The sequence below is a fragment of the Anaerococcus sp. HMSC075B03 genome (genome assembly GCF_001815585.1).
GTDB classification, from domain to species: Bacteria; Bacillota; Clostridia; order Tissierellales; family Peptoniphilaceae; genus Anaerococcus; species Anaerococcus vaginalis.
This window is the reverse complement of record NZ_KV821178.1, coordinates 116,899-141,954: the sequence shown is the minus strand read 5'-3', so window position 1 is coordinate 141,954 and position 25,056 is coordinate 116,899. Positions and strand designations below refer to the sequence as shown.

Here is a 25,056-nt window from a genome sequence, read left to right as displayed (position 1 = left end):
AAACACCTCTTCTTGTCTCTTTCAATAAGCAATAATGATTATACCATAGGAATATTTATCTTTCAAGCAAAACTTTTAAATATTGTTTTGATTCCCAAAACAAGTCCCATCGAATAAATAAATATTGAAGGAGGCTTACAAAAAATAATTATTTTTACAAAAGTTATTAATTTCATATCAGTAAGTCCTGAAAAATAACACAAAAAATCATCAGGAGCCACTGGAAGTAAAATAGCCCAAGCAAAAAATCTATCATATTTTTCGTGGTTTAACCACTTATCATATTTTTTAAAATTTTCTTCGCCAAAAATTGCAAGCACAACTTCTTTTCCAAAAAATCTTGAAATTAAAAATACTATAATAGAACCAAGGCAAATGGAAATATAATTATAAACAAAGCCCCACAAAGGTCCAAACATAACAACTCCAAAAGCTGTAGTAATTCCACCTGGTATAACTGGAATTATGATTTGGATTATTTGCAAAATCATAAAAATTAGTGGAGCCCAAATCCCATATTGTTGCAAAAATTTTTGAAGACTTGCAACTGATGTAAATATTCCTAACTTATAACCCTTGTAGCCTAAGTAAATAGAAATTAAAATTATAAGAATACTTGTAATATTTATTATAGTTTTTGCTTTAACTTTCATAAAAATCCCTAACTCAATTTATTACATCTTCATTATAACTTATATAATAAATTTATGGCTAATTTTTGTAAGTTTTATTTATAAGTTCTACAAATTCATCATTTGATTTGCATTTTGCCATTAAATTAATTAATTCATTTGTGAAATCCATCTTATCTTTCATATCAGAATTTCTAAGTTTATAAACCGCCTCAAGCTCTTTGTTGTTTAACAATAAATTATCTTTTCTTGTCGATGATTTTTCTATGTCAATGGCTGGGAAAATTCTTCTTTGTGCAAGCTTTCTATCAAGATGCAATTCCATATTACCAGTTCCCTTAAATTCTTCATACACCATATCATCCATTCTTGATCCTGTATCGACAAGGGCTGTGGCTATAATTGTAAGCGAACCACCATTTTCAATATTTCTTGCAGCTCCAAAAAATTTCTTTGGACCAATTAAAGCCAAAGGATCAAGTCCACCAGAAAGAGTTCTTCCTGATTGTGGAGTCATAATATTATAAGCCCTTGCAAGCCTTGTAATTGAATCTAATAAAATTACAACGTCTTTATTATCTTCTACAAGTCTTTTTGCTCTTTCAAGAACCATCTCTTGCATATAAATATGATTTTGAGGAGCCTTATCAAAAGTTGATGCTGCAACTTCTGTTCTTGTAAGCTCATTATCTTTGTCCCTGTATTGATTTACAAATCTTTTAAAATCTGTAACTTCTTCTGGTCTTTCATCAATCAATAAAACCAAAATCTTTAAATCATCAAAGTTTTTTTCAAGAGCATATTCAATATCCTTAATCAAAGTAGTCTTACCAGCTTTTGGTTGAGATACAATAAGACCTCTTTGTCCTCTTCCTATAGGCGCAATAATATCTATTATTCTTTGAGAAATTTTATCTTTGCTTGTTTCAAGTTTTAATTTTTGATTTGGGTATATTGGTGTGAGTGATTCAAAATTTGACCTATTAAAAGCATCTGCTGCCTTTAAGCCATTTACATCTGATACGAAAATTAAGGGAGAAAATTTATCTTTATCTTTTTTTACTCTGGCAATTCCTTTAATAAAATCACCTGTTTTTAGTCTAAACATTTTAACTTGTTTAGGAGAAACATATATATCATCATTGCTAGATTCATAAAGCTCAGTTCTTAAAAATCCAAAACCATCTTCGTGAAGGTCTAAGAGTCCTTCGCAATTAAATTTTTCTCCAAGATCAAAATTTTCATTTGAATCATCTAAATCATTGCTAGAACTTTCATTATTTTCAAAATTTTTACTATTGCTATATGCCTCTTTAATTATTTCTACAAGCTCATTTTTTCTGTAAGATGAAAGAGATTTTATCGAAAGATTTTTTCCAATTTCTCTTAGTTCATCTAACTTTAGCTTATCTAAATCATTTATATTTATATCCATATTATTCCTTTACAATAAAAATATACGGAGCCAAAAGGCTCCGATTTTATTTTTATTTTTCTGCTGAATTTTCACATTCGAAAAATTCTATTTTTTCTCTAACCTTATCTTTGATTGCTTCAAAACCTGGTTTTAATACTTTTCTTGGGTCAAATCCCTTGCCAACTTTATCTTTACCTTCTTCAAAATATTTTCTTGTAGCTTCTGTAAATACTATTTGGCATTCAGTATTAATATTTATTTTTGAAACTCCTCTTTCGATAGCTTTTTTAACTTGTTCTTCTGGAATTCCTGTACCACCGTGTAAAACTAGAGGAATTTTTCCAGCTGCTTCTTTGATTTCTTCAAGTCTTTTAAAATTAAGTCCTTGCCAATCTTCTGGATAAACTCCGTGAATATTTCCAATTCCTGCTGCTAAGAAATCAATGCCAAGTGATGCAACTTTTTTACATTCTTCAGGATCTGCTAATTCTCCTGCAGAAACAACTCCATCTTCTTCTCCACCGATTCCACCAACTTCTGCTTCTACAGAAACATTTTTAGAATGACATAACTCAACAATTTCTTTTGTTTTTTCTATATTTTCATCTATTGGTAGGCTTGAACCATCAAACATTATTGATGTAAATCCTGCATCTAGTGCTTTTTTAGCTCCTTCGTATGAACCATGGTCTAAATGAAGGGCAACTGGTACTGTGATATTTAAATCTTTATCAAGTCCTTCAACCATTTTACTAACTACATTAAATCCACCCATATATTTTGCAGCACCTTCTGATACTCCCAAAATAACTGCTGATTTCTTTTCCTCACAAGCTTCAAGTATTGCCTTTGTCCATTCAAGGTTATTTATATTGAATTGTCCAATTCCGTAACCATTTTCATAAGCCTTATCTAACATTTCTTTTGCATTAACTAACATATTTGCTCCTTAAATACTCCTTAATGAATTTATTATAAAATCATTTTCGTTTAGACTATCTTTAGTAATAGAAACTAAAGATGGTATTTGATTAATACCCAATTTTTTGATTAATTCCCTATTTTTATCAATGTCTATAATCATTTTTTTTATATTTTTATATGAGTCTTCTTCTTCTTTTAAAAAGTTTTTTTTCATTAAATTCGAAGAGCTTGACCAATTTGCATGAAATAGGGCTATTATTTTTTTATTATCAACTAATATCTTTTTTAAAAATTCTTTTGAAATTTTATAATCAACTATTTGCATAAATCATCTTTTATTGAAGATATAATTTTTTCGATAGCTTCATCTGTTGGCATTTTTAAATTTTCCATATCAGATCTTTTTGAAAATTCTACCATATCATCTTTTGCATCTTTTCCTACAGTAATCCTATAAGGAACTCCAACCAAGTCTCTGTCATTAAATTTAACTCCAGCTCTTTCTTTCCTATCATCAAGCATTACTTCAATACCTGCATCTAATAATTTATTGTAGATTTTTTCTGCTATTTCTTTTTGCTCTTCATTGTTTTTGTTTACAAGAGTTATCCAAGCTTCAAATGGAGCAACTTTTGTTGGCCAAATTATTCCATTTTCATCGTAATGTTGCTCAATAATTGCAGAAATTGATCTTGTAATTCCTATTCCATAAGAGCCCATTATAAATGGTTTTTGTTTTCCATTTTCATCCAAGAAATAAGCCTCAAGGCTTTCAGAATATTTTGTTCCCAATTGGAAGATATTTCCTACTTCAATTCCACGAGCAAGTTGAAGTTTTTCTTTTCCATCTTGTGAAAGATCTCCTTCTTTTGCTGTCAATAAATCTTCGCAAACTTCTCCATCAAAATCTCTCTTATAATTTGCATTTATATAATGGTGGTCAGTTTTATTTGCTCCAATTACCATATTTTTATATCTTGTAATTGACTTATCAACAATAACTCTCACATCTTCTTTTAAATCTTTTGGACCAGTAAAACCTGGTTCTGCTCCAGTGATTTTTTTTATTGTTTCATCATCCATCATTTCTATTTCATGTTCTGGGACTTGTAAATAAGAAATTAATTTTGCCATATTTAATTCCCTATCTCCAGGAACAATAACAAGAACTGGCTCGCCTTTTACCAATAAGTCTACAGCTTTGGCACATTTATTTTCATCTATTTTTAGAAAATTTGAAACTTCTTCAATTGTTTTTGCATCTTTTGTTTCAACTAATTCTAATTCCTTTTCTTTTTCATTTTCGTCAATTTCTAGGAAAAATTTTGCAGATTCATCAGTTGCTGCGTAATTTGAATTTTCTGTATAAAAAATTTCGCCTTCTCCTGTTTCTGCAAGTGCCATAAATTCGTGGCTTATATTTCCACCCATAGCTCCAGAATCTCCCTCAACAATTTTATAATCAAGGTCTAGGGCATCAAAAACTTCTACATAAGCATCCCACATTTTTTGGTAAGATTTTTCCAAGCCTTCCATATCAACGTCAAATGAATAAGCATCTTTCATTATAAAATCTCTTGACCTATTTATTCCAAATCTTGGTCTTTTTTCATCCCTAAATTTTGAAACTATTTGGTATAAATTTAATGGAAGTTGCTTATATGAATTTAATTCGTCTTTAATTAAATTTGTAAATTGTTCTTCAGCAGTTGGTCCAAGGCAAAATTCTCTGTCGTGTCTATCTTTTATTTTAAACATTTCTGGTCCAAAATTTTGCCATCTACCAGATTTTTCCCAAATATCTTTACTTTGTAATACTGATGTACTTACTTCTATAGAATCATATTTTTCCATAGATTTTCTTACAATATTTTCAATTTTATTTATAACTTTCATTCCTAATGGCAAGTAGGAATAAACTCCTGATGAAGTTTTTCTAATAAAAGCTCCTCTTACCAAAAGCTTATGACTTTGTGTTTCTGCATCTTGAGGATCATCTCTTAATGTAGGCATATAATAATTCGATAATCTCATTTATCCTCCACTTTTTAAATTTTTATCCTTAAAAATATTATCACACTTAGTTTTTTTAATCAATTATTCTGCGATTGTAACTGTTTGAACTTCTTCGCCACAATTTGCATCAAAGTTTATTTCTGATAAAATATTTTCTTCCAAATTTGCAACTATGCAAGGAGTTATAATTGATGGAACTTTATCTTTTATTTTATCAATATCTACTGATAAAACCTTATCGCCCTTATTTACCTTATCTCCAACTTTAACATGAGGAGTAAATCCTTCGCCTTTTAATTCTACAGTTTCAAGTCCAAAGTGCACTAACACTTCTAGTCCTTCTTGTGTTTTTATTCCAATCGCATGGTATCCTTCTGGTTGTAAAGTAACTTCTCCACTTACTGGAGCAAAAACTTCGCCATTTTCAGGTTCTACTGCAAATCCATCTCCTACCATTTTTTCTGCAAAAACAGGATCTGGCACTTCTTCTAATTTTACAACTTTTCCTTTTACTGGACTTGCTATAGATACGATTTTTTCTTCCTTTTTTTTCTTTTTAAAAAAATCAAACATTTATTTCTCCTTTAAATTTTTCATTGACAAACCAATTCTTTCTCTTTTTTTGTCAATTTCTATTACCTTCACTTTTATTATATCAGAATTTGTAACAATCTCATTTGGATCTTTTATAAATTTATCGCTCATATTTGATATGTGAACAAGTCCATCAATTCCTACTCCAATATCAACAAAACAACCAAATTCTGTAATATTTCTTACAGTTCCTTCTAAAATATCTCCCTCATTCAAATCATCTATTGATAAAATTTCACTTTTTGTAACAACTTCTGGAAGTTCATCTCTTGGATCACGTCCTGGTTTTTTTAATTCTTCAATAATATCTTTTAAAGTTAAAACGCCAACCTCAAGCTCGTCAGCACATTTTTCTAAATCAATTTCATCCAAATTATAATCTACAAGCTTTTTTGCAATTTTGTAGCTTTCTGGATGGACTGCTGTATTATCCAAAAAATTTGGAGAGTCAGGAAATCTCAAAAATCCTGCTGCCATTTTATAAGTTTTATCTCCAAGTCCCTTAACTTTTTTCAAATCGCGTCTTTCTCTTATCTCACCATTTTTAAAATCTTCTTCGATTCTTTTTGCAAGATTTAAATTTAAACCAGAAACATAAGATAATAATTTGTAAGATGCATTATTTATATTAACGCCAACTTCATTTACGCTATCTTCTACAACTTTTTCAAGTTCATCGTCTAATTTTTTTTGATTTATATCATGTTGATATTGTCCAACGCCCAAGTGTTTTGGATCAATTTTTACAAGCTCTGCCATAGGATCTTGGAGTCTTCTTGCCATTGAAACTGCACCTCTTATTGTAACATCAAGATTTGGAAATTCTTCTTCCCCAAGCTTTGATGCAGAATAAACAGAAGCTCCTGCTTCATTTACAATCGCATAAGAAACACCATCAACTTCTTTTAACAATTTATTTACGACAATTTCAGTTTCCCTGCTTGCAGTTGCATTTCCCAAAGCAATTATATCAACATCGTATTTGCTAATTAAATTTTTCAAAATCTCAATAGATTCTTTTTCTTTAGAGTGAGGTTTTACTGGATAAATTACAGCTTGATCTAAATATTTTCCGTGCTTATCAATAACAGCAACCTTACAACCTGTCCTAAAACCCGGATCAAGACCAATTATATTTTTATCTTTGATAGGTCTTTGTAAAATATATGGCTTTAAATTTTTTGAAAAAACTTTAATTGATTCATTCTCAGCATTTTCTGTAAGCTTATTTTTTATTTCAGTTGTTATTGTAGGCATTAAAAGCCTTTTGTATGAATCTTCAATAGCTTTTTTTATCAAAGATTCAGTATAATCATTGTTAGATTTGTAAAGATTTTTGATTAAAGTTAGGTTGTAATTATCTGTAAATTCTAATTTCACAGTCAAATCATTATTTTTTTCTGCCCTATTTAAGGCTAAAATTTGAAATGGCTTTAAATTTTTAATTTTTTCATCAAAACCATAATAATTTTCATAAATCAAATCTTCATCTTCTTTTTTTTCTGCCAAAATTCTTGCCCTAACAAGTCCATCTCTTCTGATTATATTTTTGGCATCAATATTATTTGCAACATCTTCTGCCAAAATATCCAAAGATTTATTTATAGCATCGACTTCATCCTCAACGCCCTCTTTTATGTATTTTTTTGCAATTTCAAGACCTTCTTTTTCGCTTGTGGCATTCATCAAAACCTCATCCAAAAGCTCCATTAGACCGAGCTCTTTTGCCTTATCAGCTCTTGTTTTTCTTTTTTTCTTAAAAGGAGCATATATATCTTCAAGCTCAGTCAAAGTTTTTGCATTTTCAATTTTTTCTTTCAATTCATCATCAAGCTTTTCTTGGTTTTCCAAAGAAGTAAGAATTTCTTCTTTTCTTTTTTCAAAATTTCTAAGCCTTGTAAGTCCACTTTCAATATCTCTAATTTCAGTATCTTTTAAGCCACCAGTTTTTTCTTTTCTATATCTTGCAATGAAAGCAACAGTAGAGCCTTCATCTAATAATTTTATAACCTCATCGATACTTTTTTGATTAATATTTAATTCATCGGAAAGAATTTTTGATATTTCCATTATTACCTCACTAATTCAATCTAAAATCACAAAAATATAGGATATTTCCTATATTTTTTAATTAATATATTTCTTTAAATACAAATATACTATACCCTAATAGGTCATTAATTCGAAAAAATAGAATATAATATTTAAGAATTATTAAAATTTGTGAAAGTAGTATAACTTTAAAACTTTTATATTAGATTTTAATCCAGTATGGTTACTATATAAATTACTACAAATTTTTAATATAAAATATAAAAGGAGAAAGATTATGAAGAAAAAGAAAAAAATATTTTTATTAATTTCAGCTATTATAATCATTAGTCTTAGTTTGATTTTTAAATATAAAACTAATAATGAAAAAGTAAAGATACCTAAACCAGATGATATTAGTAGTATTACATTTATTAGAGTTATTAATGATAGAGGAGTTGAGAAAAGAGAAGTTTATAAAAAATCACATATAAATAAATTTTTAAATATAATAAAAGATTCAGAAAAAACAAAAAAGATAAGTACTTCAAATTTCCCTGATAAAGAAGAATTTATTATAGTTACATTCAAAATTAAAGATGGTGGTTTTATTATAAGCTCAATTTATGAAGAAAATAATAGTATTTATTTTGAACAAGCTTTTAATGATATTTTTAAATTAAATTATAACGATAATTTATATTTACTGTTAGACAATATTTCCCCAAAAAATAATAAAGAAGATATTTCAGTAAATATTGAAGATTTATTAGACAGTGACTTCTAAATATTATTCTCCCTTTTTATATAGAATTTTTCACAAAATAAAAAAGCTGGTGCAAAACCATTATTGATTAATAATTTTCACCAGCTTTAATTTAATTTTCTGTTATATAATTTATTTTATATTTTGGGAAATTCATAGAAATTGTTCTTCCTTGAAATTCATTTCCAAATGACCTATCAAGCTCATATAGGTTTGATGGATCATAAAATACTACCTTTGAATTTTTTGCTTTTTGTGGAATCAAATCAAGTTGAAATTTATATTTTGACCTATTTTTTGAATAATCCAAAAGCAAATCAATAAATCTTCCGTAATCGTAATCATTGAAATTTTCAAATTCCAAATCAAGCTTGTATTCATCATCTTGTCTAATATCAGCTTTACACTTGTCTGATTTATAAGATTTTTTTATTCCATCAGCCAAATTTGTAAGAGAAATCATCGTGACAAGTTTGCTGTTTTTGTCATTTATAAGATTAATCAAATCATTCTGATTCATTTTATCTCTAAAATCATATAAATTTATTTCTTCACTTACATTTTCATTTAATTTTTTATCTATATCTTTCAAATTTAATCTTTTTGTTTGAGTTTTTTCTAAATCATCCTCTACTTGTTCGTTTTCTTCTTTTTTCAAAACTTTTCTATCTGAATTTTTGCTTTTGTTTTGAGAATTTTTTCTAAAAGGAATATTTAAATCATCAAACCTCATTCTGCCTGTATTTCCCTTAAATGTATCAACTCTTTTATATGTATTGTATAAAGTTGTAAATACCATAAATAAAAAAGATAGGCTTGTAAGTAAGTTTAAAATATTTTTATAAATTCCACCTCCATGATTAAATACATTTAATAAAAGCATAATCAAAAATGGAAGTGAGCCTGTGTATGCGAAAAAACTTTTTATAGGATTTTTATCAGACTTTTGTTTTTTTACTGGATTTTTATCTTTAAAAAGTTCTTTTTTTCTCTTATTTTTCATTATTCTTTTTATATTTTTATAGGCGAAAATAAAAAATCCCAAAGCATATAATATATTTATAATAAGCTTAATGCTAGGATAATTTAGGTAAATATCTATCGGCAAAACCCTCATAATAAAATCGAAAATAAAGGTCATTACTAATAAAAATAAACCAGCCTTTATTAAAATTTTTGATATTAAAAACAAAATAGCAAGTCCTAAAATTAAAACTATAATTACTAATGGCAAATTCATTTTGTTTAAAATATCATATATTCCATCATAATTTAAATTATTCATATTACCACCTTTGAAATAATTATACCAAATATAAAAAAAAATTGAAATCTATCTATATTGAATAAATTTTAAATTTTCGTATAATAAATTTATATGCTGGAATAGCTCAATCGGTAGAGCAATTGTATCGTAAACAAAAGGTTGCGGGTTCAAGTCCTGTTTCCAGCTCCAAATATTTTAACCGCCAAATTGGCGGTTATTTTAGTTTAAAGATACTAAGAAATTTTTAAAATTGCTTTTATATTTTTTTATTATTTTCAATAAAAAAAGACCAGATTGCTCTGATCTTTTAGTGAATTAATCTAATACAATATTATTTATTTCGTTTCTTCTTTTATTTGCATTTTTCACAACAAATACTGCATAAAGTATTGCAAGAATTGCTCCAATTACATAAGATATTTTAATATCAAGTCCAAAGCCAATATTTTTTGCACTTATAATAAATGTAAATACTATAAAAGTATAAAATATTCCTGGTACTAAAGTTATAAAATAATTTTTGTTTTGTGTTATCAAATAAGTTGTAGCAACTCCTAGGGCAAATACTGCCACAAGTTGATTTGTAAAACCAAAATATCTCCATAAAATATTAAATCCGTTAGGATTTGATTTTGCAAAATATAAAATTGCTATTGCTGGGACAAATAAAACTGCTGCAACGCCTGCTCTTTTTGCATTTGATCTTTGATCAATGTTTAACTCTTCTGAAACTATAAGTCTAAGTGATCTAAATGCTGTATCTCCACTTGTAATTGGGAGAGCTATTACACCAATTATTGCCAAATATCCACCAATTGAACCCATGAAATTTTTAGAAATTTGTCCAACCATTAATGTTCCAGCAGTATCAAGTGGTGCTTTTCCAGATGAAAATAAAACAAGAGCTCCTGCTGCCCATATCATTGCAATTAGTCCTTCTGTAATCATTGTAGAATAAAATGTAGCTACTCCCTCTTTTTCTTTAGAAACAGTTCTTGAAACAAGAGTAACTTGTGAGCCATGGAATCCTGAAAGAATACCACAAGCTACAGTTATAAAAAATGAAGGAATAAATTTTTGTCCTGCTGGGTGATCATATAATAATCCATAGCCTTCAAATTGAAGATATGGAAGCCCTTTCATAATAATTCCAATAAAAACTCCAACTGAAGAAATAAGTAAAAATGCTCCAAAAATCGGATAAATTTTTCCAATTAATTTATCAATTGGTAAGATTGTTGAAAGAATATAATAAACAAAAATCAATCCATAAATTATCCAAATAACATTTGAATTAGGGTCAAGTCCCATAATATCATTTGAAATCAAATCTCCAGGAGTATAAACAAAAACAGTTCCTGTTAAAAGCAAAAGAATCGCAATAATAACATTATAAATTCTTCTGACATTTGTTCCTAAATATTTTCCAACAAGTTTTGGTACTTGACTTCCACCATTTCTCATTGAAATCATACCAGTAAAATAATCATGCACAGCTCCAGCAAAAACACATCCAAGAGGAATAGCCAAAAATGCAATTGGTCCAAATAAAATTCCTTGGATTGGTCCAAGAATTGGTCCAGTACCAGCAATATTTAACAAGTTAATTAGCCAGTTCTTATTTTTACATAATCTACACCATCTGCTTTTCTTAAAGCTGGAGTTTGTCTATCATCAGGTTGAAATTGACCTTCAACAACTTTTGAATAAAAAACTCCCCCCAAAATAAGAAAGGCAAGACCTACAAAAAATAATACCATAAATCCTCCTTATGTATATAATTAATTCAATTTAATTATAGAACAATAAAAAATAAAATTCAAAATTTTTATATAATTTATAGTAAATAAATAAATTATATACAATAATTTTCATAAAAAAAGCCAGCTTAGCTGACTTAATCTATTATATCTCCAATCAAATAATCATCTATTCGTTGAGTTATTTTTACATTTTTTATTTCATTAATTTCTACTCTATCCTTGCTATGAACCCTTAAATAATTTGTAGAATATCCTGACCTATATCCATCAAGTTCTGTTTTTGTTTCAAATAAAACTGAAAGAGTTTTTCCAATTTGCTTATCTAAAAATTTATGAGAAATTTCTTTTTCAATTTCAGATAATTCCTTTGACCTACGTTTTTTAATGTTTCCATCAACTTGATTTTTCATACTAGCAGCCTTCGTTCCATCTCTTTTTGAATATTTGAAAAGATGAGTTTTGGAAAATTTAATATCTTTTACAAAGTTTTTAGTTTCTTCGTGATTTTTTTCGCTCTCATTTGGAAACCCTACAATTATATCTGTTGTAAGTCCTGCATTTGGAAAATATTCCCTAATCAAATCTACTTTTTCTTTAAAAATTTTTGTGGTATATTTTCTATTCATTAATTTTAAAACATCATCAGAACCTGATTGGAGGGATAAATGAAAATGATCACAAGCTTTTTTTGTATCTTTCATTCTTTGCAAAAATTCCCTACCAATATGTCTTGGCTCCATTGATGATAATCTAATTCTTTCTATCCCATCAATTTTTGCAATGTGTTCAATTACATCTATTAACGAAATATCCAAATCAAAATCTTTTCCATAACTTGCAACATGAATTCCTGTAAGGACAATCTCCTTATAACCATTATCCCTAAGTCTTTTTGCCTCATCAATTATTGAAACCAAATCCCTTGATGCAATATTTCCTCTTGCATAAGGAATCAAACAATATGAGCAATACATATTGCAACCGTCTTGAATTTTTATATAAGCTCGAGTCATATCAGCTTGTTTTGAAATTTCTAAATCTTCAATAGCTTCTCCTATTGAAAATTCTTCAACATCTTCCATTTTTTCATTATTTTTAATGAAATTTTCGCAAAGGTCAACCACTTCTTCTTTGTTTCTAGATCCCAAAATTATATCAACGCCATCAATTTTTTTTACTTCATCAGCCTTTACTTGTGAATAGCAACCAATAACTGCAATTACTGCATCTTTATTTTCTTTTCTAGCTTTTGAAATAGTTTGTCTGGATTTTCTATCGCTCATATTTGTTACTGTGCAAGTATTTATAACATAAATATCAGCATTTTCTTCTTTTTTTTCAAATCCTCTTTTTTTAAATAATTCTTCTATGGCCTCTGATTCATATTGGTTTACTTTACATCCTAAAGTTTTTATATTAAATGTTTTTTTCATTAATCAAACAAATCCTTTAATTTTTCAAAAAAGTTCTTGTCTTCTTTTACCTCATCGCCAGATATTTCAGCAAACTCTTTTAATTTTTCCTTTTGTTCCTTGGATAATTTTGTTGGAGTAATAACTTTTACATAAAAATAAAGGTCTCCTTGTCTTTTAAATCTATCAGATTTTATTCCTTCATTTTTAATTCTAAATTTACTTCCTGTTTGAGTTCCTGCTGGGATATGATATTCTTGAGTTGTTGTAAGAGTAGGAACTTCTACATTTCCACCCAAAGCTGCTGTTGCAAAAGAAATTGGCATCTCATAATAAATATCAAGTCCATCTCTTTTAAAAATTTCGTGTTCTTCAACTTTTAAAATTATATACAAATCTCCATAAGAACCACCATTTTCTCCAGCATTTCCTTTTCCAACAACTCTCATTACAGAATCATTTTCAACACCTGATGGTATATCAATTTTTATTTTTTCATTTTTAATTTTTCTTCCTGTTCCATGGCAATCTGGACATTTTTCTTCAATTATTTCACCAGATCCATGGCAATTATCACAAGTTGTTTGGCGAGAAACAGTTCCAAATGGAGTTTGGCTTATATTATTTATAACGCCCGTTCCATTACACTTAGGACAAGTTTTAATTTTACTTTCATCTTTTGCGCCTTTGCCGTTACAAGTTTCACATTCAACTTCTCTTCTTACTTGAATTTCTTTAGAAATTCCAAAAGCTGATTCTTTGAAAGTTAATTTTATAACTTGTTGAATATCAGAACCTTTTCTTGGTCTTTTTCTATTTTGACTTCTTCCTTGAGAAAAAATGTCTCCAAATATGTCCCCAAATATATCATCAAATCCGCCAAAGCCACCAGAAAATCCGCCAGCTCCACCATTTTCAAATGCAGCTGCTCCGTAAGTATCATATTGACGTTTTTTTTGTGGATCAGATAAAATTTCGTAGGCTTCAGATATTTCTTTAAATTTTTCTTGAGCTTCTTCGTCATCTGGATTTAAATCTGGATGATATTTTTTTGCAAGTTTCCTATATTTTCTTTTTAATTCAGAATCAGTGACATTTTTGTCAACTTCTAATAATTCATAAGGGTCTTTCATTTATCCTCCAATATAAAAAAAATAAATTATTGCTAATTTATTTGTCCTATCTTAATTTATAATTTTATCTTTTTATCTAAGCTCATCTATTATACCACTTTGATAAAAAAATTAAATTATATTTTAAAATTTAAAATAAAAATAAAGAATAAGAAGCAAGGCTTCCTATTCTTTAAATTTTATTTATTTTTATTCTTCATCGTCATCTACAACTTCATAATCTGCATCTACTACATCATCATCTGCTTTTCCAGCGTTTTGACCTTCTTGACTTGCTTGAGCGTTTTTATACATTGCTTCGCTCATTGAGTAGATTTCTTGTTGTAGAGCTTCTGTTTTTGCTTTGATGTCTTCAGTATTGTCAGCTTTAATGCTAGCTTCAAGATCTTTGATTTTTTCTTCAATCTTATCTTTTTCGCTTCCTTCAACTTTTGCATCTTCAAGAGTTTTTCTTGCTTGGTAAACTAATGATTCAGCATTGTTTTTAACTTCAATACTTTCTTTTTTCTTTTTATCATCTTCAGCAAATTTTTCAGCTTCTTTTACTTTTTTATCTATTTCTTCATCAGTTAAGTTTGTTGATGATGTGATAGTAATTTTTTGTTCTTTTCCACTTCCTTGGTCTTTTGCAGATACATTTACAATACCATTTGCATCTATATCAAATGTAACTTCGATTTGTGGAACTCCACGTCTTGCTGCAGGAATTCCAGTAAGTTGGAATCTACCAAGAGTGGTGTTGTCTGCTGCCATTTCTCTTTCGCCTTGTACAACGTGAATATCTACGTCAGTTTGTCCATCCGCAGCTGTTGTAAAGATTTGAGATTTTTTAGTTGGAATTGTTGTATTTCTTTCTATTAATTTTGTAGCAACTCCACCAAGAGTTTCAATTCCTAATGAAAGTGGTGTAACGTCAAGAAGTAATAAATCTTTAACTTCTCCTGTTAAAACTCCACCTTGAATTGCAGCACCAAGTGCAACACATTCATCTGGGTTTATATCTCTTTGTGGTTCTTTTCCAATTATATTTTTAACTAAATCTTGAACTGCAGGAATTCTTGATGATCCACCTACAAGTAATACTTTTTCTATATCACTTGATGATAATGAAGCATCTTTTAGGGCATCTTCAACTGGTTTTCTTGTTGCTTCAACAAGATCATGAGTTAATTCATCAAATTTTGCTCTTGTAACTGTTAGGTCTAAGTGAACTGGTTGTCCATCAACTGCTGTAATAAATGGTAAGTTTACATTCGTTGTTTTTGTTGATGATAATTCTTTTTTAGCTTTTTCTGCTGCATCTTTTAATCTTTGCATAGCTGTAAGATCTTTTGTTAAATCAACGCCAGTTTCTTTTTTAAATTCAGCTGCTAAGTATTCAACTAATCTATTATCAAAGTCATCTCCACCTAATTTATTATTTCCTCTTGTTGATAAAACTTCAAATACTCCATCTCCAACTTCTAGAATTGAAACGTCGAATGTACCACCACCAAGGTCGTAAACCATAATTTTTGCTTGATCAGTTTCTTTGTCCATTCCGTATGCAAGGGCTGCTGCTGTTGGTTCGTTTATAATTCTTTTTACATTTAAGCCTGCAATTTTTCCAGCGTCTTTTGTAGCTTGTCTTTGAGCATCTGTAAAGTAAGCAGGAACTGTAATTACAGCATCTGTTACTGTATCATTTAAATAACTTTCTGCATCTGATTTTAATTTTTGTAAAATCATTGCTGAAACTTCTTCTGGTGTGTAAGAATTTCCATCAATTTCATTTGTTTTAAAATCTGATCCCATTTCTCTTTTGATTGATGAGATTGTTCTGTCTGGATTTGTTATTGCTTGTCTTTTTGCAGTTTCTCCAACAAGTCTTTCTCCATCTTTTGTAAATGCTACAACTGATGGTGTTGTTCTGTTTCCTTCAGTATTTGGGATTATTGTTGAATCCCCACCTTCCATAACGGCAACTGCTGAGTTTGTTGTTCCTAAATCAATTCCTATAATTTTTGCCATATTAATTCCTCCTATTTTGCAACTTTAACCATACTTGGTCTTATAACTCTATCATTTAGTTTGTATCCTTTTTGATAGGTTTCTATAATATAATTTGATTTAAAATCTTCGTTTTCTTCTGTTTGAAAAGCGTGATGGAAATTTGGATCAAATTCTACTCCATCAGATTCGATTTCTTCAAGTCCTTCTTTTTCCAAAACTTTCCAAAAAGAATCTCTTGTCATCATTATTCCTTTAACAAAAGAGTCTTCGCTGTCTTGATCTTTAAGTGCCCTATCAAAATTATCTAAAACTGGTAAAAGCTCTTCGATTAAATTTGATGAAGCGAACTTTTTAAAATCTGTTCTTGCTTTTTCTTCTCTTTTTTTGAAATTTGTAAAATCTGCCAATAGTCTTTGGTATTTTTCTTTATATTCATTATCGTCATCATTTGGCAATTCTTCTTCAACATTACCATCTTCATCAACTATTTCAGCATCAATTTCTTCTAGTTGTTCATCTATATTTTCTTCTTGTTCAACATTTTCATCATGCTTTTTTTCATTGTCCACCTTAAACACCTACCTTATTATTTGCTAAGTAAATCTGATATTAGTTTGATGTCAGAAATAACTTCCTTATAATCAATTCTTGTAAGTCCTATAATTCCAATTTGGCCTACAATGTCTTTGTCATAATTAAAATGTGAAGTTATGATTGTATTATCTTTCAATTCATTTATCTCATTTTCATCACCAATAGTAATTTGTAATTCGTTGTTAGAATTTTCAATTAATTCCCAAATTCTTTCCTTACTATCAAATATCTTAATAAACTCTCTAGCCTTAATTGGATCTTCAAATTCTTTAAAATTAAAAATATTGCCTAGTCCCTTTATAATAACTTCTTTTGTCAAATCACTTAAAGAATCATTGTTGATTTTTTTCTCCAAAATATCTAACAAATTCTCATATTGCTTAAAGCCAGAATTTTTGATTTTTTCAAAAATTTTTGCAAGGTCTTTTAAATTTTTTCCTTCAATGTTTTGTTTTAAAGTCCTAGAAATTTCTATTAATTTATCATCATTAATTTCTTCACTTATATAAATTCTATCGCTTACAATACTTGCATTATCATAAACTACAACAAACAAAAGCATATTAGGATCAATTTTTAAAAGTTCTAAATTTATGACTTTAGTAATATTGTTTCTTATAGTGTAAGAAACAGCTGTAAGATTTGTCATTTTTGAAAGAAGCAGTGTTGCAGTCTCCACAATTTTTGAAACATTGCCATATCTTTTATCAAGAATTTTTTCTAAATTTTCATCTTCTTTTTCATTTAATGAATTTTCTAATAAATTATTTACATAAAGTCTGTAACCTTTATCAGATGGGTATCTTCCTCCCGATGTGTGAGCTTTTTCTAAAAGCCCCATTTTTTCAAGAGTGCTCATCTCATTTCTAATTGTTGCAGACGAAATATCTAGAGAATATTCATTAAGTAATGAATTTGAACCAATAGGCTCTCCAAGATTAACGTATGAGTTTATAATGGAAAAGAGTATCATCTTCTTTCTCTCGTTCATTATTTTCACCTCATTTAGCACTCCAATTATCTGACTGCTAATTATAATATACTAGGTAAATTTCTTTTTGCAAGTTATATTATTTCAATATAAAATTCATTTGATAAATCAAAACCCTTGTGAGTAAATCTTAAATTTTTATCAATTTCAAAAAATCCTTCTTTATAAAATTTTTCAACTATTTCACTATACTTTTCTAAAAGAGAATGCCCAAAAATATTTTCAAATTCTTTTAAGTTGATCCCTTCCACTTCTCTTAATTTAAAAATTATATATTCTTTTTCTCTTTCATCTTCTGAAATAAATTCTCTAAATTCTATTGGAAATTTTCCTTCATTAATTAATTTTTCATATTTTACAAAATTTTTTACGTTATTATATCTTACATTTGACAAAAATCCAGATGCACCAAGTCCAAAGGCAAGGTATCCACCTTCTGACCAATATTTTTTGTTGTGGTAAGATTCAAATCCCTTTTTTGAAAAATTAGAAATTTCATACCTATTTAGTCCCAAATCTTTCAAATATTTTTCAATATAAGAAAAAATATCTCTTTCCAAATCATCATCCATCAAATCAAGCTTATTTTTCTTATACAAACTATAAAAATGTGATCCTTTTTCAAGTATTAAAGAATAATAAGATAAATGTTCTGGATTTATCTTTTTTATTATCTCCAAATCATTTTTTATAGAATCAAAATTTCCACCAGGCAGATTTAAAATCATATCTAAAGATAGATTTTTAAAACCTGCTTTTCTTATATTTTCTATATCTTTTAAGACAATTTCCTTATTATGGTCCCTGCCAATTTTTTTTAAAACTTTATCATCAAAAGATTGGACACCAAGAGAAATTCTATTTATTCCCAAGTTCTTGTAGGCTTTTAATTTCTCCAAAGTCAAAGAATTTGGATTTGCCTCAATTGTAAATTCTTTTACATGACTTAAATCAAAATTTTTCAAAATTTCTACAAGCTCAATTATATAATGATAATCAACGTAAGTTGGTGTACCTCCACCAATATAAATAGAATCGACTTCTACGTTCATATTTTTTTGGTACAAGATTATTTCTTTTTTTAAATTTTCAAAATACGAATCAATCCAAGATTCTAAATTTTGAAAGGCTGTAAAATCGCAATAAAAACATTTTTTCTTACAAAAAGGAATATGAATATAGATTCCAATTTTTTCCATATTTTCTCCTTAAATTTTTCAAAAATAAAAAAGCCTTACTAACTTCACTTAATTAATTTAGAAAACCTTCATGCAAAGAATATCATACGGAAAAAATTTACTTGATTTCAAATTAAAAACTTCGTTAAAAAACCGTATGTCTGAGCGTAGCGAGTTTACGGTTTTTAGAAGTTTTTGATTTAGAAATCAAAAATTTTTGTAGTCAGATATTCGTGCTTGAAGGTTTTTTTTAATTTGAAGCTAGATAAAAGCTTTATTCATCATCATATTTCAAAACAGCAAGGAAGGCATCTTGTGGAATTTGTACGCTTCCTAATTGTCTCATCCTCTTCTTTCCTTCTTTTTGTTTTTCTAAAAGTTTTTTCTTTCTTGATATATCTCCACCGTAGCATTTTGCAATTACATCTTTTCTCAAAGCTTTTACTGTTTCTCTTGCTATAACTTTTGAATCGATTGTAGCTTGAATTGGAATTGCAAATTGTTGTCTTGGAATTTGATCTTTCAATTTTTCGACAATTGATCTTCCCCTAGCATAGGCAAAATCTTTGTGAACAATTGTAGATAGAGCATCGACTTTATCTTCATTGATTTTTATATCAAGTTTTATTAGATTACTTTCTTCATAATCTACAACTTCATAATCAAGCGAAGCATATCCTTTTGATCTTGATTTTAAAGAATCAAAAAAGTTATAAATTACTTCGTTCAAAGGAATTTTATATTTTATTGAAACCCTATTTTCGTCAATATATGACATATCTATAAGATCTCCTCTTCTTGCTTGAGCAAGTTCCATTACAGGTCCTATATATTCTTTTGGAGTCATAATTTCAGAAATTGTAATAGGCTCTTTTACATATTCAATTTCTGATGGTGGAGGAAAATCATTAGGATTTTCTAATTTTTTTTCTTCGTGTCCTTTTGTTTTTACCTTATAAATTACTGATGGTGCTGTTGCGATTATATCTAAATCATATTCTCTTTCAAGTCTTGCTGTAATAATATCCATGTGCAAAAGACCTAGAAATCCACACCTTAATCCAACACCAAGAGCTTGTGAATTTTCTTGTTCAAAAACTAAAGACGCATCATTTACTTGAAGCTTTTCCAATGAATCTTTTAATTTGTTAAATGATTCTCCTTCAGCTGGATAAATTCCAGAATAAACCATTGGCAAAACTTCCTTATAACCAGAAAGTGCTTTTTGTGTTGGATTATTTTTTAAGGTAATTGTATCTCCAACTCTCGCATTTCTAATATCTTTTATGCTTGCTTCAATAAATCCTACATCTCCGCTTTTTAATTCTTTGGTTTCAATTCTATTTTTCATAGTATATCCTACGCCAGTTACTTCGTAGGATTTTCCACTTGCCATCATCAAAATTTCATCGCCTGCTTTTACACTTCCTTCAAAAATTCTCACATAGCAAATTACTCCCCTGTATGAATCATAATATGAATCAAAAATCAAAGCCTTTAATGGTTTGTCATCATGGTCTTCTGGGGCTGGAACATTTTCTATAATATCTTCAAGTACATCTTCAATATTTAAACCAGTTTTTGCAGAAATTAAGGGAATATTTTCTGTATCAAGACCAATTTGATTTTCTATTTCTTCTTTTGTTTCTTCGACTCTTGCACTTTCAAGGTCAATTTTATTTAAAACTGGCAAAATTTCCAAATCTTGTTCAAGTGCAAGGTAAGTATTTGCCAAAGTTTGAGCTTCAACTCCTTGGGAAGCATCAACAACCAAAATTGCTCCTTCGCAAGCTTTTAGTGATCTTGAAACTTCATAAGTAAAGTCAACATGGCCTGGAGTATCAATCAAATTTAAATCGTAAATTTTTCCATCATTAGCCTTGTATTTTAACTTTACTGATTTTAATTTTATGGTTATTCCTCTTTCTTGCTCAAGCTCCATGCTATCTAACATTTGATCATTTATATCTCTTTTTGCAACAGACTCTGTTTTTTCTATAAGCCTATCTGCAAGAGTCGATTTTCCATGGTCAATATGAGCAATTATAGAGAAATTTCTAATATTCTCTTTTTTCTTCATTATCTGTTTTCCTTATCTACAAATCCTATATCATAAATTGGGAAAAATCTTAAAAATGCATGCCCTACAATTTTTTCTTCGGAAATCGGACCAAAATTTCTTGAATCATTGCTTGCATTTGGAAGTCTATTATCTCCCATAACAAAATATTCTCCTTCGCCAACTTCCCAAGATGAATTTTCATTTGTCGTTAGGGTTTCTTCGTTATTTATATAATTTTCTTCGTAGATTTCTCCGTTTACATACACATTTCCATCTTTTACTTCTATATTATCTCCTGGCATACCAACTATTCTTTTTATATACAAAGTATCTTCTTGGTCTGGAGCATTAATTATTACAATATCTGCCCTATTGTATCCCTTAAAATGTTTTGAAACTTTGTCAACAAATAGCATATCGCCACTATGTAATGTATTTAGCATAGAATTTCCTTCAACTTTTGTTGCATCCATTATAAAAATTTTTATAACAAAAGCAATTGCCAATGCCAAAAGTATTGTTTTTATCCAATCAAGAAATTCTAAATCATTAGATTTTTCTGTCATATAACACCTCTCTCATTTTATAATTATAAACGAATATCTCAAAAGTTCCAAATATTTTAATATTTAAAATTTATAAAGATTTGTAATAAATATAGTTTTATGGTAAAATAAATCAGTCGATATAAATTGGGGGTGAAAAAATGGCAAACATTAAATCAGCAATAAAAAGAATTGATGTAACAAGAAAACAAACTGCTAGAAATAAATCAGCAAAATCTGAAATAAAAACTTATGTTAAAAAATTTGAAGAAGCTATTGCAAATAATGATAGCGAAAAAGCTAATGAACTTTTCAAAACTGTTGATAAAAAAGTAAAACAAGCAGCAGCTAAAAACATAATTCACAAAAATCAAGCTAGTAGAACAACTTCAAGATTAGCTAAAAAATTAAATTCATTAAACGCTTAATTTTTAGTCGGTTCATTCAAACTTGCGACTTAGAAAAGTCGCCAAGATTAGAATGAGTCGATTTTTTTATTTTGAAAATTTTTCTATAAAAATTAACATATTTAAATTCATATCAAAATCTTCGCTTTTTTGTTTTAAGTCGCAAGTATATAAAAAATCTTGCAAATCAAATAATTCATCCAAAGTAAAATTCCCAATAAAACTTTTATCTTTTCTAAGTTCAAAATTTGATATACCCAAAGATTTTTGCATAAAGGAATCATTGTAAGAATCTTTTGATAAAATTTTTATTCCAATTAAATTTCTAATGTGTCTTACTAGCATATAAAAAATTTTAAATATTTCATCCATATCCTTTGCCATAAATAAATATGTGTTCATAGCAGTTTTTGTATCCCTTTTTGACAGAGCATCTGTGAGATTAAAAATATTTAAATCTAAAACTTGGTCTAATTGGTCGTGAACATCTTCCAATAAAACCTCGCTTTTATCGGAATTTGCAATAATTTTATCCACTGTATTTACAACCTCATAAAGGTCGATTTGCGAATTTTTATTTAAATATGAAAACCTATCAATTATTTCATTTATATAAGATTTTTTGATTTTTTTATTATTTTTTACAAATCTTTTTCCAATAAAAGAAACAAGCTCATTATTATTTAGCCTATCAATTTCTACAATATTTCCATTTTTTTTGATTACCTTGTAAAATTTTCCTTTAAATACACTTTCATCAGATATTATTATAAATGTCAAAAAATCTGCTAAATTTTCTATATCTTCAATAATCAAATTACAAATTTCCTCATAATCTTTTATATTATTTTTAGATAAGTCGATATTTCTCCAAATCACAACTTTTTTATCTTCCATTATTGGATATGTATCCATGGCAGTTTTTATGTCCTCAAGGCTTTTTTTGCCCTTAATTTCTATATAATTAAAGTCAGGAAAAGAAATTAAATCCTTTGCTTGGTCTATAATTGTTTCTTTTAGATATTCTTCTTTTGAATCGATTAGATAAATTCCCCTGCTTTTTTTTGAAAAAAGTTCAGCCATAAATTCCTTATAATTCATCTAAAAAATCCTCCTTTCATATATTTTTTTACCTTAAATGAATTCTTGTAAAATTCTATCTTACAATATCCATCTTTTTGAGTATTGTATATTTTAACATTTTTTAAATTATCTAAGACTTCTTTTGATGGGTGTCCGTACGTATTTTTTCTTCCAGCTGAAATTAAAGCGACTTGTGGACTTGTTTTATTTACAAAATCCTTTGAAGTTGAAAATCTTGAGCCATGATGGGAAACTTTTAAAATATCAATATCTCTTGCAACTTTTTGTTCATACTCCATTGGCAAATCTCCCATAGTCAAAATTTTAAAATTATTTATCCTAATTAAAAGAGGCATAGAATTAGAATTTTCATCTCCAGAAAAATTTTCTAAACATTCAACGCTAAAATTTTTTCCCTTATAAATATTTCCCTCTTTCATTTCCAAAAATTTATATTTTTTCCCTAGATTTTTATTATAAATATTAGAAATTACAGGACCAACTTCAAATTCATTTTTCAATTTTTCCAAAGCGCCCGAATGATCCTTATCCTCATGAGAAATAAAAACCGCCTTGATTTTTTTAACTCCTTTTGCCTTTAAAAAATCTATAGCTATTTTTTCAGTTGATGAATAATTTTTGTAAGAAACTTCCCCACAATCAAACAAATAAAAATCGCCCTTATCTTCCAAAATAAAAAAATCTCCCTGCCCTATATCAAGCATTTGATAGGAAATCGGCTTATTTTTTTCTTTTAAAATAGAAAAAATCACTATAATCATAGAAATCGCCAAAAAATTTTTTGCCCTTAGTTTTTTATTTTTAAATTTCACAAGTATATACAAAAGTATTAAATAATAAAAACTAATTAAGATCGACTCTTTTGGAAAATTCAAGCCAAAAATTGTAAAAGTACTCAAAAAATTTGCTATATCCATGATAGATTTTATCAAAAAATCCAAAATAAAGAAAAAACCAGCTAACAATCCTCCAAATATCGGATACAAAATAATTATTCCAAAAATTATATACATACTTATAGAAAAAATTGGAACAACCAAAAAATTCGCAAAAAAATTAAGCAAATTAAAATATCCATAATAGTAAATCACATGAAAAGCCAAAGTTATTTGCAAGCAAAGAATAAAAATTATGTATTTTTTTAAATAAGAGAAATTTTTCCCCCTTACAAGTTTTGGATAAATCTCATAAATTGCAAATCCTGCCAAAAACGAAAGAATAAAGCCAGAATTTAAAATTGCAAAAGGATTTGCCAGTAAAATTAATAACATGGCTACAATGAGATTTTTTCCTGTATCCTTGCCTTTTTTTAGTAAAAATGCCAAATAAGATAAACTGTATATAAATAAAACTCTCAAAACCGAAAATGGAAATGAAATTAAATAGGCATAAAATAAAGAAGTTCCCAAAGAAATCGGATAAGCGTACTTGAATGAAATATTTGCTTTTATCAATAAAAATATTAACAAAGCCATCAATAAATCAATGTGAAGACCAGAAACCGCCAAAATATGAGCTAATCCTAATTTCGAAAGACCTTGTCTATATTCAAATCTATCCGAAAGAATAACAGCTTTTACAAAAGAAAAAGAATCCTTAGACAAATTTTTTTCAAACACCTTATTAATATATTGGTTAAAATTTTTCTTGATTTTTAAAAAAACAGAAGAAGATTCTCCCAATTTTTCAAAAGATTTTATATCAAGCTTGCTTTTTATTTTTTTAGATAATAAATACTTCCTATAAGAAAATAAATATGGATTGGTATTAGATGATGGCATAGAAATATCACAATTTGCCCTTAACCTATCTCCTATTTCAAAATTTTTATCAGATATAAAAGTAGATTTTCCATCTATTTTTTTATCAGTATTTTTTGCTTTTACATAATAAGTATAGGAATTATCATTTTTAATTTTTTCAACAACAGTTAAATTTAAATCTAAATTATCATATTTTTCAAGCTTATAAGAATGAAAATTAAAAAATGCCAAAAAAATTCCCAGAGAAAATCCAAAAAATAAAAAAGAAAGAGAAGATTTTTTTACAAAAAGAAAAATTCCACATACAAATAAGCCTATAATCCCAAACAAAAAATCATAAGCCTCAAAATAAGTATAAATTCCTATACCAGATATTAAAGAAATAAGTAAAAAAAACAAATTTTTTCTCATAAGATTCTCCCAATATGATTATAACATATGATATAATAATTTAGAGGTAATTTT

20 protein-coding genes, 1 tRNA gene and 1 pseudogene are annotated in these 25,056 nt (G+C 28.0%); 3 read left to right on the top strand and 19 right to left on the bottom strand.

Going from position 1 to position 25,056, the window contains the following annotated elements:
- Positions 1 to 62: 62 nt before the first annotated feature.
- From HMPREF3045_RS03775 to HMPREF3045_RS03745, 7 genes are all read right to left on the bottom strand, one after another.
- Positions 63 to 653 (bottom strand): TVP38/TMEM64 family protein, encoded by a 591-nt coding sequence (locus HMPREF3045_RS03775; RefSeq protein WP_070737113.1) that lies wholly within the window; start codon positions 651 to 653, stop codon positions 63 to 65.
- Between the two features lie 58 nt (positions 654 to 711).
- Positions 712 to 2,067: a transcription termination factor Rho gene (gene rho / locus HMPREF3045_RS03770; protein WP_070737112.1), complete on the bottom strand. Its 1,356-nt coding sequence runs from the start codon at positions 2,065 to 2,067 to the stop codon at positions 712 to 714.
- A 52-nt stretch (positions 2,068 to 2,119) separates the two neighbouring features.
- Entirely contained in the window at positions 2,120 to 2,989 is an 870-nt protein-coding gene (gene fba, locus HMPREF3045_RS03765; protein ID WP_004839035.1) for a class II fructose-1,6-bisphosphate aldolase, read from the bottom strand.
- A 9-nt stretch (positions 2,990 to 2,998) separates the two neighbouring features.
- Positions 2,999 to 3,298, bottom strand: a complete 300-nt coding sequence (locus HMPREF3045_RS03760) for a thioredoxin family protein (RefSeq protein WP_004839036.1) — start codon at positions 3,296 to 3,298, stop codon at positions 2,999 to 3,001.
- Positions 3,289 to 5,007: a proline--tRNA ligase gene (locus HMPREF3045_RS03755; RefSeq protein WP_070737111.1), complete on the bottom strand. Its 1,719-nt coding sequence runs from the start codon at positions 5,005 to 5,007 to the stop codon at positions 3,289 to 3,291. Before HMPREF3045_RS03755 ends, HMPREF3045_RS03760 begins: the two co-directional genes overlap by 10 nt.
- Before the next feature lie 63 nt (positions 5,008 to 5,070).
- Positions 5,071 to 5,562: a PTS sugar transporter subunit IIA gene (locus HMPREF3045_RS03750; RefSeq protein WP_070737110.1), complete on the bottom strand. Its 492-nt coding sequence runs from the start codon at positions 5,560 to 5,562 to the stop codon at positions 5,071 to 5,073.
- Positions 5,563 to 7,653, bottom strand: coding sequence for a Tex-like N-terminal domain-containing protein (locus HMPREF3045_RS03745; RefSeq protein WP_070737109.1), 2,091 nt, complete (start codon positions 7,651 to 7,653; stop codon positions 5,563 to 5,565).
- Positions 7,654 to 7,912: 259 nt separating this feature from the next.
- Between HMPREF3045_RS03745 and HMPREF3045_RS03740 the strand changes: the two genes are divergently transcribed.
- Positions 7,913 to 8,401: a DUF5301 domain-containing protein gene (locus HMPREF3045_RS03740; protein ID WP_070737108.1), complete on the top strand. Its 489-nt coding sequence runs from the start codon at positions 7,913 to 7,915 to the stop codon at positions 8,399 to 8,401.
- 91 nt (positions 8,402 to 8,492) lie between these two features.
- Here HMPREF3045_RS03740 and HMPREF3045_RS03735 read toward each other — a convergent pair whose 3' ends face one another.
- Complete coding sequence (locus HMPREF3045_RS03735) at positions 8,493 to 9,665, bottom strand: hypothetical protein (RefSeq protein ID WP_070737107.1); 1,173 nt, start codon at positions 9,663 to 9,665, stop codon at positions 8,493 to 8,495.
- 95 nt (positions 9,666 to 9,760) lie between these two features.
- On the opposite strand from HMPREF3045_RS03735, the gene HMPREF3045_RS03730 reads away from it, so the two are divergent.
- Positions 9,761 to 9,836: transfer RNA gene (locus HMPREF3045_RS03730), tRNA-Thr, on the top strand.
- A gap of 126 nt (positions 9,837 to 9,962) precedes the next feature.
- Here HMPREF3045_RS03730 and HMPREF3045_RS03725 read toward each other — a convergent pair.
- The 9 genes and pseudogenes from HMPREF3045_RS03725 to lepB all read right to left on the bottom strand — a co-directional run bounded on the left by HMPREF3045_RS03725 (position 9,963) and on the right by lepB (position 21,338).
- Positions 9,963 to 11,407, bottom strand: a pseudogene (locus HMPREF3045_RS03725) (carbon starvation protein A).
- A 137-nt stretch (positions 11,408 to 11,544) separates the two neighbouring features.
- A complete protein-coding gene (mtaB, locus tag HMPREF3045_RS03720; protein WP_070737106.1) occupies positions 11,545 to 12,843 on the bottom strand; it encodes a tRNA (N(6)-L-threonylcarbamoyladenosine(37)-C(2))-methylthiotransferase MtaB in 1,299 nt (432 codons plus the stop codon).
- The gene (gene dnaJ, locus HMPREF3045_RS03715) at positions 12,843 to 13,955 is read right to left on the bottom strand and encodes a molecular chaperone DnaJ (protein ID WP_070737105.1); all 1,113 of its coding nucleotides are present in this window, start codon (positions 13,953 to 13,955) and stop codon (positions 12,843 to 12,845) included. Before dnaJ ends, mtaB begins: the two co-directional genes overlap by 1 nt.
- A gap of 189 nt (positions 13,956 to 14,144) precedes the next feature.
- The gene (gene dnaK, locus HMPREF3045_RS03710; protein WP_004839044.1) at positions 14,145 to 15,965 is read right to left on the bottom strand and encodes a molecular chaperone DnaK; all 1,821 of its coding nucleotides are present in this window, start codon (positions 15,963 to 15,965) and stop codon (positions 14,145 to 14,147) included.
- Between the two features lie 11 nt (positions 15,966 to 15,976).
- Positions 15,977 to 16,516, bottom strand: coding sequence for a nucleotide exchange factor GrpE (gene grpE, locus HMPREF3045_RS03705; RefSeq protein WP_070737104.1), 540 nt, complete (start codon positions 16,514 to 16,516; stop codon positions 15,977 to 15,979).
- A 17-nt stretch (positions 16,517 to 16,533) separates the two neighbouring features.
- A complete protein-coding gene (hrcA, locus tag HMPREF3045_RS03700; protein WP_070737103.1) occupies positions 16,534 to 17,532 on the bottom strand; it encodes a heat-inducible transcriptional repressor HrcA in 999 nt (332 codons plus the stop codon).
- 74 nt (positions 17,533 to 17,606) lie between these two features.
- Entirely contained in the window at positions 17,607 to 18,731 is a 1,125-nt protein-coding gene (hemW, locus tag HMPREF3045_RS03695; protein ID WP_070737102.1) for a radical SAM family heme chaperone HemW, read from the bottom strand.
- 253 nt (positions 18,732 to 18,984) lie between these two features.
- Positions 18,985 to 20,790 carry a translation elongation factor 4 gene (gene lepA / locus HMPREF3045_RS03690; RefSeq protein ID WP_004839048.1) on the bottom strand — a complete coding sequence of 602 codons (1,806 nt, stop codon included), beginning with the start codon at positions 20,788 to 20,790 and terminating at the stop codon, positions 18,985 to 18,987.
- A complete protein-coding gene (gene lepB / locus HMPREF3045_RS03685; RefSeq protein WP_004839049.1) occupies positions 20,790 to 21,338 on the bottom strand; it encodes a signal peptidase I in 549 nt (182 codons plus the stop codon). Before lepB ends, lepA begins: the two co-directional genes overlap by 1 nt.
- A gap of 140 nt (positions 21,339 to 21,478) precedes the next feature.
- On the opposite strand from lepB, the gene rpsT reads away from it, so the two are divergent.
- Positions 21,479 to 21,745, top strand: coding sequence for a 30S ribosomal protein S20 (gene rpsT, locus HMPREF3045_RS03680; protein WP_004839050.1), 267 nt, complete (start codon positions 21,479 to 21,481; stop codon positions 21,743 to 21,745).
- Positions 21,746 to 21,811: 66 nt separating this feature from the next.
- Here rpsT and holA read toward each other — a convergent pair whose 3' ends face one another.
- Positions 21,812 to 22,825 carry a DNA polymerase III subunit delta gene (holA, locus tag HMPREF3045_RS03675; RefSeq protein ID WP_070737101.1) on the bottom strand — a complete coding sequence of 338 codons (1,014 nt, stop codon included), beginning with the start codon at positions 22,823 to 22,825 and terminating at the stop codon, positions 21,812 to 21,814.
- A complete protein-coding gene (locus HMPREF3045_RS03670) occupies positions 22,822 to 25,002 on the bottom strand; it encodes a DNA internalization-related competence protein ComEC/Rec2 (protein WP_070737100.1) in 2,181 nt (726 codons plus the stop codon). Before HMPREF3045_RS03670 ends, holA begins: the two co-directional genes overlap by 4 nt.
- Positions 25,003 to 25,056 lie beyond the last annotated feature (54 nt).